The organism is Desulfovibrio subterraneus, from assembly GCF_013340285.1.
GTDB lineage: Bacteria > Desulfobacterota > Desulfovibrionia > Desulfovibrionales > Desulfovibrionaceae > Halodesulfovibrio > Halodesulfovibrio subterraneus.
On the sequence record NZ_BLVO01000016.1, the window covers coordinates 146,753 to 162,759 of the forward strand.

Consider the following 16,007-nt stretch of genomic DNA (forward strand, 5'->3'; position numbering starts at 1 on the left):
GGGTGAGTATGAGCCGCGTCGGCAGGAGCCTTACGTTCTCCGCCGTTGGCTTTGCATACCCAATGTGCGAGTTGGAGATCAAGCAGTTTTTACAAAAAGGGAAAACCGGACGCGAATATGGCACTCCGTTGAAATGCGCAGCAAAACCCGCGTTCATGAGGGAAAATATCATGGTTCGGGAAGTGGGGGGCTGTATTGTGTAGCATGGCAGCCGGTTCCGGTTGTCACTGACCGAGGTGAACACATTGGAAAAAAAGATCCTATCCCGTTTGCGCCCCGAGGCAGGGCGCCGTGAGCATGCAATCCGGTGCATGCCGCTTGCGGCGTGGCTTCGGGTTGCGGCTTTTTGCCTGCTGGCGGTGCCTGCGCATGGCGCCCCGGGCATGGCCGGAGCGGGCTTTTTTGACTGGTTCGGGGGAACGCTGGCCATGACGGCTCTGCTGGTGCTGGTGCCGTTGTGCGCGATGCTGCTCTGGCATCGTTATGCCCGTCCACGTCTGGACGAGGTGCGTCGGAATGCCGTGGTTATAGAAGCCTGCCATGCGTTGCCTTCCTTGGCCGGAAAGGACGATGTCCTGCTGCGCCCGACCCTGGTCCGTTTCGCCATGGAGGTGACCGGTGCACCGTTGGCGTATCTGGCGCTCTTTGTGCCGGAACCGGTCATTGTCTGCCATGCGGATGAAAGCGGCATAGTGGTCGGGGCTGAAGGGGCAGGGCGGACAGCGGAAAGAGGCCGGACCGGAGAGACAGGCGCAGAGAGGGAGGTACCTCTTGAATCGCGCGAGTTCTGGAGCGGGTTGCTGGATGGCGATGCCTACGCGCTTGCCGAAACCGGCTCGGAGTGGATTGGGTGCGCATATCCGCTGGAACAGGATGCCATTACGCGACATCTTGCAGTGGTCATGATGGCGGGTCGCGCCCCCGTGGCTGTTCTGGGCGTTGCGAACGGCCCTTCCCGCTTTACAGAAAAGGATGCCGGACGGCTGAAGGCCATTCTTGCGGCGGCGTGGGAATGCGTGCTGCTGCGTAATCAGCTTGCAGACAAGGAGCGGGAGTTCTCATTGCACCGCAGCATCATGCAGGCTGCCCCCATGGGGCTTGCCATATTGAATTTTCATGGCGATCTGCTGACGGTCAATCCTGCCTTCCGGTCCCTGTACGGGATGAATGATCACTACAAAACTACTTCTGCTTTCAGTCTTGTACGTCCGGACAGACGCCACGTGCTGGAAGACGCCATAACGCAGGTCATGCATGTGGGCGGCGCGCCGCTGGAACTGGAGATGGAACACCTGCGGGATGATGGCGAGTTTGTTGCGGGCGTGTCTCTTGTCCGGCTCGGAGGGGCGGGCGAGATACGCCTGCTCATGACGGTGACCGATGTAAGCGCGAAGAGAGAGGCCTACCGCCAGCTTGAGGGGCATCGTGACAGGCTGGAAAAGATGGTGCTGGATCGCACTGTGGAGCTGCAGAACGCCCTTGTCTTTGCGGAAACAACACGAGACCGGATAGACATGATCCTTCGTTCCATTGCGGACGGCCTGCTGGTGACGGACATGCATAACCGCATAACGCTCATGAACAGCAATGCGGAACTGTTTCTCGGCGTGGCGCTGCAGGATGCAGTAGGCATGCAGGTGGGGCAGGCGCTTGGGCAGAAGCCGTTCAGAATGTCCGTGGAAGAGCATGTGGCCCGAACCCGCAACGGCGCTGTGCAACAGTTCGAATTTGCAACCGTCACTCCGGGTGGCGTTCAGGACCGTTACATCCGCGCCGTTGCATCGCAGGTGCTGGATAAGCATGACCTTCCCGCAGGTGTTGTGACCATCATGCACGATGTATCAAAGGAACGGGAACTGGACGTCATGAAGTCGGAATTTCTTTCCATGGCGGCGCATGAATTACGCACCCCGCTTACGACCATTCAGGGATACTCCGACTTGCTCAGGAACCGTAGTGACTTTTCGGAAGAAGAGCGCAGCCGTTTTCTGGACATAGTCAATCAGAACGCCCAGACCCTTTCCGGTATTGTTTCCGACCTGCTTGATATTTCGCGGATTGAATCGGGGCGTAGCTTTACGATGAATTATGAGACCTTTGATTTTGCGGAACTGACGCGGACGCATGTGGAATTGTGGCGGACCGGAAGTGTCGGCGGCAGATTAAGCAGTGTGGGCCACGTCATCAATTACGAAGGACCGGATTCAGGCGTGCTGGTTCACGGAGACAGTATCAAATGCCAGCAGATTCTTGAGAATCTCATAGGCAACTCCGTGAAGTATTCCCCGCAGGGCGGTGTCATAACGGTGCGCGTGGAGGCTGATGCCGTACTCGCAAGAGTTTCGGTGCAGGATCACGGCATGGGTATGAGCAGGGAGCAGCAGAACAGGGCCTTTGAAAAGTTCTTCCGCGCCAACACGGATGGCGGCATTCAGGGAACAGGTCTGGGGTTGCCCATCGTGAAATATTATGTGGAGGCGCACGGCGGTGAAGTCTGGCTGGAAAGCGAACAGGGCAAGGGTACGCGGGTCAGCTTCACCCTGCCCACGGCCGAGGTGACCAAGGCACGTCTGTACACGGCGGCGGGCTAGAAGGCAAAATCGTCGAACAGCTGTTCAGCTGGGCGGGTGGCCCGCACCTGACAATTGCTCAGGCAGGTTCGCAGGAACTCAGGGGTGATATCGAGCCGCCAAAGCCGCCTAAACGGCCTCGGCAAAGGGTGCGGGTCTTGTGTGCAGCTCACAGCACTGCGCTGCGGATGCAGGCAGTTCAGGCAGGTCCGCTACAAAGGGGTGCAGGGGAAACTGCAGCGGGAAGGGATTGCGGAAGGCCAGCGGGGCGCGCCCGCGGCACAGGGCCTTGGCATCGGATAGCGGATGCTCGCCTATGGGGTCCAGCGTGGTTATGCGGGAACCGAACGGGTCGCTCAGCACGTCCACCACAGCCCGCAGGCTGGCATTGAGCATGGGGGCGAGGGAGGCGGCATCCCGTGTCTGCGGTGTGACAAACCCGCACACGGAAAGCGATGTACGCCATGTCGAGCCGCCGCACAGGGCCATGCTGCTCTTGAAAACCTGTTTCTTGAGCTGAAAGGGCATCTTGCCCGCACGGGTGGCGGTGCACAGAGACGTGTCCGCGTCGTGGGCGTGGCGTGAGGTGAACAGGCGCACGGCATTGCGGGAATCCCAGCGCACAAGGCGGTCTGCCTGTGCTTCAATATACACATGGCTCAGTTTGCCGGAACCCGGCGTGGTGCTCATCATGGCGGGTACGTAGTTGTTGTGCGCCACAATATCTGCCGCAAGGTGCGAAAGGTAGCCAAGGGCGTAGGCCTTGAGGCGCGGGCCGTGCACGCTGTCCAGCAGCTTCAGGCCGGTTTCCCAGTTGTGGCTGTGTCCGGGGCGCACGGCGCAACCCTTGCCTATGAATATGTCTGCGGAAAGGCAGCCATAGGTAAAGGCGTCCTTGTGCGCGACGATATGGCGCGCGGCAAGGGCGGGCAGCAGGGCGACATTGGCAAACACCCAGTTGGCCGTGGCAATGTGTATTCCGGGACCCCACGCAAAGGCATGGTCGGGCAGCAGGGCCAGTACGGCAACAGCAACTGCACACAGAGAGGCAAGGCGCCTGAAGGAATGAAGGCTGAATGTCATGCGGCTGAGTGGTCCCGGGATGAAAAGATTATGCGCGCGTGCCGGAACATGTTCCGTGAGACAGGTGAAACCGGCAGAGGAGAGACCAGACGGGAACCGCACGCGGGAGAGATAGTAATCGCCTTTGCGTGTGTGTCAAGAAGATGCGGGAAGACGTGCGGACTAATAACGTCGGACTGTTACAGATAATGCAAAAATATTCCGCTGTGCGGGCGGCATGTTAGCGCGGCTACATGTAGGGAGAAAAAAGCCAGAAAAAAGCATCGCGCAGTCTGGCCGGAAGGGGACGCCCGTCCACTTCCTCAAGGGTGACCTCCTGCGATGCCCGCTGTATGCGCTCGAAATGACGGCTCATCTGCCGTCCGAGGTTCATGTCCAGCACCTCGGCGGTGAGTTCGAAATTGAGCCGCAGGCTGCGGGGGTCGATGTTGGCGGACCCCACATGCACATACATGCCGTCTGCGACCATCAGCTTGGTGTGGCAGAACGGGGGAGGCTGGTAGAAAACACGCACTCCCGCCTGCAGCAGTTCCCACAGCAGGTTGCGGGTGGCCCAGTGCACAAAGGGCAGATTGTTCTTGGCGGGCAGAATGATGCGCACGTCCACCCCCCGCAGCACGGCAGATTGCAGCGCACTGATGAAATCGCGTGAGGGCAGGAAATACGGGGTCATTATCCGTACAGAACGGCGGGCCGTGGAAACGGCTGCAATGAGCACCGAGGCCAGCGGGTCGAATTCGTTGTCGGGGCCGTCCGTGATAACGCGGCACAGGCAGTCGCCTTCGCACTGTTCATGCACGGTGAGCGGCGCATCGTATTTGCCGGTGGCGAATCCCCAGTCTTCCAGAAACGCGCCCTGCAGCTGGGCCACCACAGGCCCCATGAAGCGGAAGTGCAGGTCGGTCACACGGCGCGGATTATCCGATTCTGCCATATGCCGTCTGCCTATGTTCATGCCACCCGTAAAGCCTGTTATGCCGTCTGTGACCAGCACCTTGCGGTGGTTGCGCAGGTTTATGCTGAGCTGGGGAGGAAAAAGCTTGGGCGGCAGAAACACTGCAACCGGCACACCGGCCTTTTTCAGCAGGGAGGAGGCCCGGGGCCAGCTGTATTTTTCGCCCACGCCGTCAACGAGTACGCGCACGTCCACGCCGCGTTTCACTGCTGCAGAAAGTGCATCCACAAAGGCGCGGCCCAGCGGACCGGTTTCCATGATGTAGGTGGAAAGATATACGGTGGCAACGGCGTTGTTGATGGCCTCCAGCATGCGCGGATAGGCTCCCTCGCCGTTATGCAGCGGCTCTATGCAGTTGCCGCCGCACAGGGGCATGCCCGTGGCTGCGCGCCCTATGCGTTCAAATTCGCGGTAGCGGGGGGGAATAAAATCCACATCCAGCGCCCCCACGGGGGTGAAGCGCTCCGTGCCGCCGTGCAGCCAGCCGCGCCCGTGGGGCTGCTGGGCCAGCGCTTCTTCACGCAGGCGCAGCGCACTGCGGCGTACGCGGTTGATGCCGAAGATGTAATAGAGAATGGGTCCGGCAACGGGAAAGGTGAGGCACACGGCAACCCAGCCCAGCGCGGCACGCGGGTCGCGCTTATGCAGCAGGGCATGACCGGCCACGAGGGCCGCCATGATGAAGGTAATGGGTATGAGGTACCAACTGAGTTCGGCCATGGAGCACTCCGTCGAGTCCGCCCGTGTCTCTGTGCAGACGTGTCCGGTCGGTCTCAGTCTTGAGTGAGTGTGCACATTGCTGTCTGATGCATACCGTGAATTACATGGCAGGTCCATCCCTCTTGCCATATCCTCCGAGATGCTTGAAGGTATTGGCAGATCTGTTGTCCTGAAGCCTGAAACACATTCCGGAGCGGGAACGCTCTGCATATATCGGAGACTTCATGAATACCGCACGTTTCGCCGAACGCAGGGAAAAACTGCGTGCACTGATGCACGAAAAGCAGCTGGATGCCCTGTTCATAAGCCACGAGGCTAACCGGTTCTATCTTTCCGGTTTCGAACTGCACGATCCGCAGAAGAACGAGAGCAGCGGCTATCTTATCATCTGCGCAGACGGCAGAGACTGGCTGTGCACCGATTCCCGCTACAAGGACGCTGCTGCACGGCTGTGGGATGTTGACCGGGTGTTCATCTACACCAGCCGTTCCGCCTCTGAGATGAACGGGCTCATGCGCAAGCTGCGCCTCGGCAAGATCGGATTCGAGGCAAAATCTCTCAGCGTTTCTTTTTTCGAGCTGTTGTCCGAAGACCTGAGCATGGAGCGGGCCGACGGGCTGGTGGAAAAGCTGCGCGCGATCAAGGAGCCGGAAGAGGTGGAGCGCATGCGCCGTTCCTGTGCGCTCAACCACAGGCTTATGCAGGCGGTTCCCTCTTTCTGCTGCCCCGGGCGCACCGAAGCGGCTGTGGCGTGGGACATTGAAAAGTTCTTCCGCGAAAACGGCGCAAGCGGTCTGGCCTTTGATTCCATTGTTGCGGTGGGCCCCAATGCTGCCCTGCCGCATGCCATTCCCGGTGCGGACGTGATTACGGAAAACTGCCCCGTGCTCATCGATGTGGGCTGCCGTGTGGACGATTACTGCTCCGACCAGACGCGCACCATATGGGTGGGAGACAGGCCCACTCCGGAATTTTCGCAGACCATGGCGCAGGTCAGGGCCGCGCAGGATGCCGCCATACGCGTCATACGTCCGGGCATGAAGGTGTCAGACGTATACGCCTGTGCACGCAAGGTGTTTGAAGAAGCCGGCGTTGCGCAGTTCTTCACCCATTCCCTCGGTCACGGTGTGGGGCTTGAAACGCACGAAGCCCCCGGTGTGAGCCCCAGAGTGGAAGTTGAGCTCAAACCCGGCATGATTATCACCGTGGAACCCGGCCTCTACTATCCCGAATGGGGTGGCATACGCTGGGAATACATGGTGCTCGTGACGGAGGACGGTGCCGAGGTGCTATAGCCCGTCGCAATATTCTACCAGACCGTGGCCCGCTGGTGCAGTATGCAGTCGTTTTCCCCATGACAACAAACGGGAGGCGAGTATGCGATACTGGCAGCGGGCCATGATTTTTTGTGCACGGCACGGCGGGCTGACTGCGGCCGTGCACGGCAGTTCCTTTATGACACGGTTTTCACGGCAGTTCGTCGCGGCGGAAGACTGCAGAGGGGCCGTTGAGCGCATGGTGCAGCTTCGTGCGGAAGGCAGGCGCGGGTCTCTGTTCTACCTCGGTGAATATGTGGAGAGTGCGCAGGAGGTGGAAGCCACTGTGCAGGCCCTGCTGGCGGGCATTCCCCTGCTGGCGTCAAGCGGGCTGGATGTGCATGTTTCTGTCGACCCCACCCAGATAGGCTCCATGCTCTCGTGGGAGCTGTGCCGCGAAAATGCGCAGCGGCTGGCAGAGGCAATCAGGGACAGCGTGCAGGATGCTGCCCCTTCTGCTTCCTTTGGCTGGCCTGATGCTTCCCGTGACCGGCAAGAAGTTTCCCGTTCCATGCTCATGCTGGATATGGAAGACAGTTCCGTCACGCAGCCCACGCTGGATCTGTATCATGCACTGCATGACGCCTCCCTACCCGTAGCGGTGACCGTGCAGAGCTACCTGCACCGGACAACGGACGATCTGGCAGCGTTGGTGGCAAAGGGGGCAGCCGTGCGGCTGGTGAAGGGAGCCTTTGCGGAGCCTGCTTCACGTGCGCATGTGCGCAGGGCGGATGTGGATGATGCCTATCGCCTGCACATGACCATGCTTTTTAGCAGCGCGGCCCGTGAGACAGGAGTATACCCTGTGCTGGGCACGCATGATGAGCGCATGATGCGCTTTGGGGCTTCGCTTGCGCAGGTGGGGGGATGGGCCTCCGACGGCTGGGAGGTGGAAATGCTGCTCGGCGTGCGCCCTGCGGTGCAGCAGCGGCTTGTCCGGCAGGGTACGGCGCTGCGGCTGTACTGTCCCTTCGGGCAGAGCTGGTGGCCCTACAGTGTGCGGCGCATTGGTGAAAATCCCCGCAATGCCCTGTTTGTGCTGCGGAGCATCGCCGGAGTGTAGTCCGGCCTGCCGGTTGCAGACACTCCGGCGGCCGCTGGTGCTCGCGGAGCAGACGCGGCGCACGAGGCACAAATATAGATAATTATAGGTAGGTGCATAAAGAATTGTAAGGAGGGTGCCGATTAAAAGGCACCTGCCGTATGTGAGTGATCAATCTCGGATGGATTGGTGGTTTATCCGTCGTGCTTTCCGGCAGGTGGTTGCATAAACGCTGCTGCATGCTGAGGTGCCACATGAACATAACGGATGCCACTGGCAAGATGCGGGTTACCCCTTCTGTAACCCCTTCTGGGGCCTCTTCTGCGACCTCTTCTGCGACCTCTTCTGCGAACGGGCGCATCAAGGAATATGATGACAGCTCCTTGCGGGATAAGTCCGAAGAGATCCGCAAGGATTTTGTAGAGATCTCCGGTGATGCTCTCAAGAAGTGGGTGGACGAAAAGAATCAGACCACAGAGGCGACGCAATTCTGGAATACCTATTTCAGTTACGATCGTGAGCCCGCCCAGCAGGGCGTTTCGCGAACGATTACCCTGAGCGGAAATGATATCGAAGTGCTGGAGTATCAGGACGGCAAGCTGCGCAAGAAAATAGCCGGCACCTTTTACGGCGACAAGGTTACCACCAGCACGGAGATATACAATGCAAGGGGCGATCTGGCACAGACCGTGGATGCAACGCTGACCGGACTTGAGGACAAGACCGCATGGACCACCACCGGAAAGGTGAAGAGGGATATCCGGTGGTTCGGTAACGATGGCAACGTGGCAAGGGAGATGAAGGATTCCATGGAATTGCGCTCCAGCTATACTTCGTACAAAGAGCTCATGGCGAACATTGGAAGCAACTCGCTTGATCCGGCCGCCGTTGGTGACACCCAGTCCGATCAGTTCGACCTTACCCTGAACGACCTGCGGAATCAGATGACCTTCGATTCCCACATGAGCAAGTATTCCGCCGTGCTCTATCAGTATGAAGAAGGGATGCTGCGCAAAAGTGTCGCGCTCTCCATGCGTGGAGACTATCTCAATCTGACCAACAGAACCGAAGATGAGCAGGAAGGGATGGGCGCTTTCTCCACAGCCGAGCAGGCCCATGCAACGGAACTTTCCCTGTCGGTGACGGACTATGACAAGCAGGGGCGGGTGCTGCAGGAAGAATCCCTCCGCGAGTCGGAGCATAACAGCAATGAAAGCGGCGATGGCGAAATGAAGCAGCATTACACGCTGGCCCGCTATAATGAAGGCACTATTGTGGAGCGAAGCACGGGTGATTTTGCCATGAAAGAAGGCAAGGGCGGCAGCTTCGGGCGGCGTCCTTCCATTCTGGACACACTGGCGACCTCGCAGGAGGAGTATGCCTCCACCGTGCCGCAATCGGCCTCGCAACTGCTGGCCACTGAGAGCGTGGGCTTTGCGACTGAGGCGGACCACTTCGGCTATGCCTTCAACAATTCGGCACAGGCAGATGCGTACAACGCAGCCCGCAGAATTGCGGCATTCGGTGAGAACCAGAATCCCTACAGCCTCACATGGACCACGGAAAATTATGTGGACGGCAAACTCGCCGCCAGAAAGGTGGATGAGGAACGCGCCGTGCTCAATCCGGCAAGAGAGCACTCAGGCTTCCGTACGGGCGGCGGCCTGACCGAAGATGCCCGCCCGCAGACGGTGCACAGCTCGAACCATGTGGAAGAAAGCTACCGGAACGGCATGCTGAACGTGCACGCCGAGTTGAATTTCAATGAATACATTAGGGAAGATGCGCATGGTGCGGATGTTATCCGGACGCATGCGTCCGGCTGGAAGAATACTGGGCTCACCCGCCGGCATGTGGATGATACCATAAATGCCCCGCTGTACGAGGCGGACAGGGACGGCCATGCCGCTTCTTACGCCATGGGCAGGGTGCTGGACAGAACGCTGATGGGGATGCACAGCTTGTTTTCGAAACTGGATTATCAGAATTATGAAGAGCCGGAGCAGGGCCTGTCTGAAAGCTTGTCAGGTAGCGTGTTCGGGCGTTCGCCCGAAAGCTCGTCCGAAAGCTCGTCCGGTAGCTCGTTTGGTAGCTCGTTTGGAAGTTAGACAGGCAGCGTGTTTGTTTTCGCCCGATAAGATTGTCAGGCCTGTCTGGTTGTTCGGGCATGCCGGGCATGTCAGACATATCGGGCAGAACGGGAGATTGCCGGTGAACGGTTCAGGGGAATGCCCCCCCTTTGTTTTCAGTAACACCATATTCCCGTTAAGCCGTGATTGAGGGCCAACAACGAATTTTCATCGCATTTACGAGGTGCAGGTACGTTAGGTTCCTGCCCGCCGGAGGCGAATACAACTCAAAATGACGTTGTCAGGCGAACGCAAAACAGCCCGTCGTTTCCGGCGGGCTGTTTTGCTTCATAGCTTAGATGAACGGGCTGTCTGCGGCGATTACCGGCCGCTGAACTTTACGCCGCCCTTGCCGAGCAGGTCGTGCAGGTGAATGACGCCGCACAGGGTCATGTCGTCGTGCACCACAGGCAGAACGGTGATGCCCTTGGCTTCCATCACGTCCAGCAGTTCGGCCACGGACTGAGCGGGCGTGGCATGGAGCGGGTTGCGCACCATCAGCGTGTGCGCAGGGGCCTCCATGTCCATGGTGCCTCTGCACACCATGCGGCGCACATCGCCGTCGGTGATGATGCCGGTGAGTTTCTTGCCGCTGTCTGTCAGCACCACCGCACCGAGCGTGCCTTTGTCCAGCGTTTCCAGCGCCTGCCGGATGGTAACGGTGTCTTCATCATGCGGCACTCCGGTGTGCATGAGGCTGTTCACGCGCAGGGAAAGACGCTGCCCCAGCGCGCCGCCGGGGTGGTATTTGCGAAAATCGTCCGCAGTAAAAGACTTCCAGTGGATAAGGCACACGGCCAGCGCATCGCCCACCGCCAGCACCGCCGTGGTGGATGCCGTGGGAGCAAGATCCAGCGGGCATGCCTCGCGGGGGACAGCCGTGTTCAGCACCACATCGGAGAGTTTGCCCATGGTGGATTCCGGCTTGCCCGTCATGCACACAATGGAAACGCCCAGCGAGCGCATGGTGGGGAGCACGGCGTTCAGTTCGTCGGTCTCGCCGCTGTTGGAAATGGCGAGCACCACGTCTTCGCTGCGGATCATGCCCAGATCGCCGTGCGCCCCTTCAACGGGGTGCAGGAAGAAGGAGGGCGTTCCGGTGGAAGAGAACGTGGCCGCGAGTTTACGTCCCACAAGGCCGGATTTGCCGAGGCCGGTGACCACGACGCGGCCCTTGCATTCGGCCAGCAGGGTCACCGCGTCCACAAAGGGGCCGTTCAGACGGTCGCGTACCGCCTGCAGGCCTTCTATTTCAATATTCAGCACTTCCTGACCAAGTTCCAGCCAGTCGGTGCGCGGGGTGCATTGATTATTTTGCATCAGGTTCGTCTGTTCCTGCTTCAGGTTGAGCGGACGCCGCCCCGATGCAAAGGCGCATCGGGCGTCATGGTCGTTATCGGCTGGGTGAGCACGTGTCCGCCATCCGGCGTCGTCCATAGGGTGTCGCCATGTGGCGTAGAATGGCACCGGAATCGATAAGACGCGGCGAGTATAGTACCGTAACCGGCGCAGGGCAACGGGGAATGCACCCCATGGGTGCGGGCCGGAATGTGGCGCGCAAACTATGGAAATGAGCCCCGCAGCAGGTTGACCGTCCGTGGGCAGGTATGCGGGTATGTGCCGGGCGGCAGGCGTTACGCCGTGCCGGATGAGGCCGTGGTGTTCGCCGCTTGTCTTGGCTGGGTGAGCGGCAGGATAATGGTGAAGGTCGTGCCTTTACCCACGGTGGAATCGACCTTGATTTCCCCGTTGTGATTCTTCACCACGATGTTGTGGACAATGGCAAGGCCTTGTCCGGTACCTCTGCCGGGGTCCTTGGTGGTGAAGAACTGGTCGAATATCTTGTCGCGTATGCTGTCCGGAATACCGCCCCCCGAGTCGCTGAAGGCGATGATGACTCTGCCTTCATCGCGGCGGGTGGAGATGGTGATGCTTCCTTTGCTGCCGGACTCGCCGACCACATCCTTCACGGCGTGGGCAGCATTGATGAGGATGTTCAGAAATACCTGATTCACTTCGCCGGGAATGCACTCGACAGGGGGCAGGCCGGGATCAAAGTCTGTTTTCACGTCTGCCACATACTTCCATTCGTTTTTTGCCACCTGCACGGTGGTGAGCAGGGCTGCGTTCAGGTCGGTACCCACCATGCCCTGCGGGCCTGAATGGGCAAAGCGCTTCATGGCAGATACGATGGCAACGACCCGCTCAATGCCTTCGAAGACCATTTCAAACACACGCGGCAGTTCCTGTTTTGCAAAGTCGAGGTCCATCTCTTCCGATGCCGCCTGTATCTGTCCGCACAGATCCTTTAGTTCTGCCAGTTTTGCGGCTTTTTCACAGAGTTGGGCATTCAGGTCGTTCAGGCGCATCTGGCCCGTGTGCACCTCTTTGAGGAACACCAGGTTGTCGTGGATGTACTGAATGGGGGTGTTTATTTCGTGGGCAATGCCGGAGGCAAGCAGCCCTATGGATTCCAGCCGCTGCGCGATGCCGAGCTGGTGTTCGAGAATTTTTTTCTCGGTTATGTCTATGAGGATGAGGGCCACATGCGGCTGGCCGTTGATGGACATGTTGAACGTGTATTTGGCGGAAGGGATGGACTTGCCATTTGGCAGCCGCACAGCGCCTTCCTCGTACGACGGAATGCCAGATGCGTATTCGCACAGTTTTCGGGTGCCGGATGAAAAGGTGAAGGTCAGGTTCTCGTCCAGAGTGTCACCCTTGTGGCAGGACGAGTTCGTGTCCACATGCAGCATTTGCTCAGCCACGGAGTTTATCTCGATTATCTCAAGGTCCACGGGGTTGAAAATGACGATGGCGGCCTTCATCTTTTCAAACATGTTGTCCAGCAGGTTGTGGTGCGCGCGCAGGTTGGATTCGGCCAGTGCTCGGCTGATAACCTCGTTACGCAGCGCCTCTGACTGGCTTTGCAACTCCTGCGTACGTTCCCTGACCCGTTGCTCAAGCTCCGTGTTCATCTGCAGCAGGCTATGTTCCAGCTTGCCTTTGCTGAGCAGGGTTTCCGAGAAAATGGCAAACAATTGGTTTATGTTGCGCACCATGTTGCCCAGTTCGTCGTGCTGGTGGGCAGCGGGAATGGGTACCGGAGAAATGGCCGGAAGCTGCGGGTCAACATTGGTTACGTGCGCGGCGATGCCAAGCAGCGGCTTGGTCATGCGGTGGTAGAAGAACAACCCCAGCAGCAATGCAAGCACCACGGCACGCGAAAGCTCATAGACAAAAAGCAGGGCATGCTGGCGGACAAGCCCTTCTGCGAGCGGCGTAAGGTCGGTGGTGATGTGCAGCGTGCCCATGTTTTCATTGTTCTCACCATACCGCAGATGGATGGTTTGATCGGTCACGGGCATGAAAAGCTGGTCCAGCAGGTAGCGGGAAAAGCCCGATATGGGGACGGCGGATTCGGGTTTTTCCGCCTTGGCGAGCTGTTCGCCTATTTCGTTGGATATGCTGGCCGAACGGATGATGGGGAATTCCAGCAGCGACTTCACAATGATTCCGGCTTCTGCAAAGTCGTAGTTGTATGATGCCTGCGCTGCAGAGGGCGACAGCACATGAAGCAGTGTGTCTACCTCTTCAATCAGGCGCGTGCTGGCGGAATCAGCCTCTTTGGCAACGATGTAGACAGAGGAGAACAGGCCCAGAACAAGCGCAATGGCAAGAATGATTATGCCTTGTCGTATGGCGAGCCTGTCGAAGAAAGGGGGCTGTTCGTTAAGAGGCATGGCGTGATTTACTCGCTTGCAGGTTGATTCTTCCAGTCTGTCAGGCCGTAGCGGGCAAGAATGGCCTTGAGCCGGCCCGATTCTCTGAGTCTGCGTATGCCTTCCGTAAATTCTCTGGCATAGGTGGCAGATGCGGGGTTTGCCGGAGAAAATGCCGGATACATTTTTTGGCTCGGCAGGCAGCCCGCTTTGACAATATCGTGTGCAAGATTGTTCTGCATGATGAAATAATCGGTTGTTGCAGGTTCATCCAGCATGACTGATATACGTTTTCCCTGTAGTTTCCGAATGTTTTTGTCAATGAAATCGAGACCGCTTACTTCCTGCACCTTGGCCGCATCCTTGCTGTTGGCCGCAATGTATTCGGTGATGGCATCGCCGAAGTTGTTGCCGCGCAGCACGCCCAGAATCTGCCCCTGCAGAGAGGACAGGCCGGTATAGCGCCATGTGCTGTCGCTGCGGGTGTAGAAGCACCAGCCGAGTTCGGCAATGGATTCATCAGGGAATATCAGGTTCGGGGCTTCTGACTTTGCGGGCGAAAGGACTGCGTCAAGCCTGCCGTCCGCTGCTTCTTCCAGCGCTCTTTCCCATGGGCGTATGGAGAATTCTACGCTGTATCCCAGCGGTTCATATATGGCGCGCAGCACCTCTGCGTAATAGCCGGGATACTCTGCGGCAATGGCTGTGTGGTCATCATTCAGGCAGGAATAGGGGCACCAGTCGTCATAGCTGAAGCGTATGGTGTCCGCGTGGGCGGTCGCGTATAAACTGAGCACAAGGGTCATGGCGATAATCCAGCGCATGGTGTCCTCTCTCTCGTGCCGGAGGGTTGTGTGGTATTTCCCTGCTTTCCTGAGCGATACCGGCTCGACGTTGCTGCCGGTCACGTGGAGGGGATGGGGAATGCAATCATCATAGGGTATTACCATGTTAGGGGCAATCTGCCTGTTATAATCCGGTACGTGTTGGGTGGGGGGAAACGAGAAAAGCCCGGAGTCTTTCGACTCCGGGCTCTTTTTGTTCATATGTCCGTCTGGCGCTACTTCTCCGGCACGGTTCCGCAACCGCACTCGGTACACATCTTCCCGCCGCCTTCGCAGGGAATGGGATAATCACCGGTGAAGCAGGCAAGGCAGTAGTTTTCGGGATGCTTCACGGCCTTGAGCAGGCCTTCGATGGAGATGTAGTGCAGGCTGTCCAGCCCGATGAAGCGTTCGATCTCTTCAACGGTATGGTTCGCCGCAATGAGTTCACCCTTGGACGAGAAGTCGATGCCGTAGAAGCAGGGGAACTTGATGGGCGGGCAGCTCACGCGGAAGTGAATCTCGCTTGCGCCAAGTTCGCGCAGCTTCTTCACGCGGGAGCGGATAGTGGTGCCGCGCACGATGGAGTCGTCCACAATGAGGATGCGCTTGCCCTTGATCATCTCCTTGACGGGGTTGATCTTCACGCGGGTGGAGAAGTCGCGCATGTCCTGCGAGGGCTGGATGAAGGTACGGCCCACATAGTGGTTACGAATCATCGCATGCTCGTAGGGCAGGCCGGACTGCTGGGCATAACCCACAGCGCTGTAGATGCCCGAATCGGGGAACGGCATGACGTAGTCAGCATCCACATGCGATTCAAGCGCCATCTGGCGGCCCATTTCCTTGCGGCACAGGTACACGTTTTCACCGAACACGGTGGAGTCGGGGCGCGCAAAGTAGATGAGTTCGAAGATGCAGTGCTTGGTGGGCTGCGGCGGAATGTCCATCTTGTAGCTCTTCACGCTGGTGCCTTCCACCACGACCATTTCGCCCGGCTCAACGGAGCGGATGAGCTCCGCTTCCAGCAGGTCGAAGGCGCAGGTTTCAGAGGCGAACACATGCGAGCTGCCCACGCGGCCCATCTGCAGCGGGCGGATGCCGTGCGGGTCGCGTATGGCAATGAGCTTGTCGTTGGCCATAATGAGCACGGAATACGCGCCCTTTACTTCCTTGCAGGCCTTGAGCACGGCTTCTTCAACCGTGCCGCCGTTCAGGTATTTGACGATGAGGTGAACGAACACCTCGCTGTCTATGGTGGTCTGGAAGATGGAGCCGGATTCTTCCAGCTGGTTGCGCAGCTCCATCGTGTTCACGAGGTTGCCGTTGTGCGCAATGGCCAGATGCAGGTTCTTGTGCCGCGCAAGGAAGGGCTGGGCGTTACGGATGAGCGATGCGCCGGTGGTGGAATACCGCACATGGCCCATGGCTATGTTGCCCTTGAGTTCCTTGCCCAGATGCCGCTCGTTGAACACTTCGGGCACAAGGCCCATGCCGCGTTCCTCGCGGATGACCTTGCCGTCCCAGGTGACGATGCCGGCACTTTCCTGCCCGCGATGCTGCTGGGCATAGAGGCCGAAGTATGTCAGGCGGGCTGCTTCGGGATGGTTGTATATGCCGAAGACGCCACAATATTCGCGTTTCAT

10 protein-coding genes are annotated in these 16,007 nt (G+C 58.7%); 4 read left to right on the top strand and 6 right to left on the bottom strand.

Annotation, left to right across the window (positions count from 1 at the left end; genetic code table 11):
- The first annotated feature begins 245 nt into the window (after nucleotides 1-245).
- Nucleotides 246-2,591, top strand: a complete 2,346-nt coding sequence (locus HUV30_RS15095) for a sensor histidine kinase (protein WP_174406335.1) — start codon at nucleotides 246-248, stop codon at nucleotides 2,589-2,591.
- Between the two features lie 108 nt (nucleotides 2,592-2,699).
- On the opposite strand, the gene HUV30_RS15100 is transcribed toward HUV30_RS15095, so the two are convergent.
- A complete protein-coding gene (locus tag HUV30_RS15100) occupies nucleotides 2,700-3,653 on the bottom strand; it encodes a zinc dependent phospholipase C family protein (RefSeq protein WP_174406336.1) in 954 nt (317 codons plus the stop codon).
- Between the two features lie 229 nt (nucleotides 3,654-3,882).
- Nucleotides 3,883-5,328 carry a cardiolipin synthase gene (cls, locus tag HUV30_RS15105; RefSeq protein ID WP_174406337.1) on the bottom strand — a complete coding sequence of 482 codons (1,446 nt, stop codon included), beginning with the start codon at nucleotides 5,326-5,328 and terminating at the stop codon, nucleotides 3,883-3,885.
- Nucleotides 5,329-5,552: 224 nt separating this feature from the next.
- Between cls and HUV30_RS15110 the strand changes: the two genes are divergently transcribed.
- From HUV30_RS15110 to HUV30_RS15120, 3 genes are all read left to right on the top strand, one after another.
- Nucleotides 5,553-6,623, top strand: a complete 1,071-nt coding sequence (locus tag HUV30_RS15110; protein ID WP_174406338.1) for a M24 family metallopeptidase — start codon at nucleotides 5,553-5,555, stop codon at nucleotides 6,621-6,623.
- A gap of 82 nt (nucleotides 6,624-6,705) precedes the next feature.
- The gene (locus HUV30_RS15115; protein WP_174406339.1) at nucleotides 6,706-7,707 is read left to right on the top strand and encodes a proline dehydrogenase family protein; all 1,002 of its coding nucleotides are present in this window, start codon (nucleotides 6,706-6,708) and stop codon (nucleotides 7,705-7,707) included.
- 233 nt (nucleotides 7,708-7,940) lie between these two features.
- Nucleotides 7,941-9,794 (top strand): hypothetical protein, encoded by a 1,854-nt coding sequence (locus HUV30_RS15120; protein ID WP_174406340.1) that lies wholly within the window; start codon nucleotides 7,941-7,943, stop codon nucleotides 9,792-9,794.
- Between the two features lie 342 nt (nucleotides 9,795-10,136).
- Here the strand turns inward: HUV30_RS15120 and HUV30_RS15125 are convergent, their stop codons facing one another.
- From HUV30_RS15125 to purF, 4 genes are all read right to left on the bottom strand, one after another.
- Entirely contained in the window at nucleotides 10,137-11,135 is a 999-nt protein-coding gene (locus HUV30_RS15125) for a KpsF/GutQ family sugar-phosphate isomerase (RefSeq protein WP_174406341.1), read from the bottom strand.
- 314 nt (nucleotides 11,136-11,449) lie between these two features.
- Nucleotides 11,450-13,558, bottom strand: a complete 2,109-nt coding sequence (locus HUV30_RS15130; RefSeq protein ID WP_174406342.1) for a sensor histidine kinase — start codon at nucleotides 13,556-13,558, stop codon at nucleotides 11,450-11,452.
- 8 nt (nucleotides 13,559-13,566) lie between these two features.
- Complete coding sequence (locus tag HUV30_RS15135; protein ID WP_174406343.1) at nucleotides 13,567-14,361, bottom strand: substrate-binding periplasmic protein; 795 nt, start codon at nucleotides 14,359-14,361, stop codon at nucleotides 13,567-13,569.
- Between the two features lie 236 nt (nucleotides 14,362-14,597).
- Nucleotides 14,598-16,007, bottom strand: coding sequence for an amidophosphoribosyltransferase (gene purF / locus HUV30_RS15140; protein WP_174406344.1), 1,410 nt, complete (start codon nucleotides 16,005-16,007; stop codon nucleotides 14,598-14,600).

Excerpts from the sequence above, each read along its gene's own strand:
- HUV30_RS15110 (WP_174406338.1), top strand. The coding sequence starts at position 5,553 with ATGAATACCGCACGTTTCGCCGAACGCAGGGAAAAACTGCGTGCACTG.
- HUV30_RS15135 (WP_174406343.1), bottom strand. The coding sequence starts at position 14,361 with ATGCGCTGGATTATCGCCATGACCCTTGTGCTCAGTTTATACGCGACC.
- HUV30_RS15130 (WP_174406342.1), bottom strand. The coding sequence starts at position 13,558 with ATGCCTCTTAACGAACAGCCCCCTTTCTTCGACAGGCTCGCCATACGA.
- HUV30_RS15120 (WP_174406340.1), top strand. The coding sequence starts at position 7,941 with ATGAACATAACGGATGCCACTGGCAAGATGCGGGTTACCCCTTCTGTA.
- HUV30_RS15115 (WP_174406339.1), top strand. The coding sequence starts at position 6,706 with ATGCGATACTGGCAGCGGGCCATGATTTTTTGTGCACGGCACGGCGGG.
- cls (WP_174406337.1), bottom strand. The coding sequence starts at position 5,328 with ATGGCCGAACTCAGTTGGTACCTCATACCCATTACCTTCATCATGGCG.
- HUV30_RS15100 (WP_174406336.1), bottom strand. The coding sequence starts at position 3,653 with ATGACATTCAGCCTTCATTCCTTCAGGCGCCTTGCCTCTCTGTGTGCA.
- HUV30_RS15125 (WP_174406341.1), bottom strand. The coding sequence starts at position 11,135 with ATGCAAAATAATCAATGCACCCCGCGCACCGACTGGCTGGAACTTGGT.
- purF (WP_174406344.1), bottom strand. The coding sequence starts at position 16,007 with ATGAAACGCGAATATTGTGGCGTCTTCGGCATATACAACCATCCCGAA.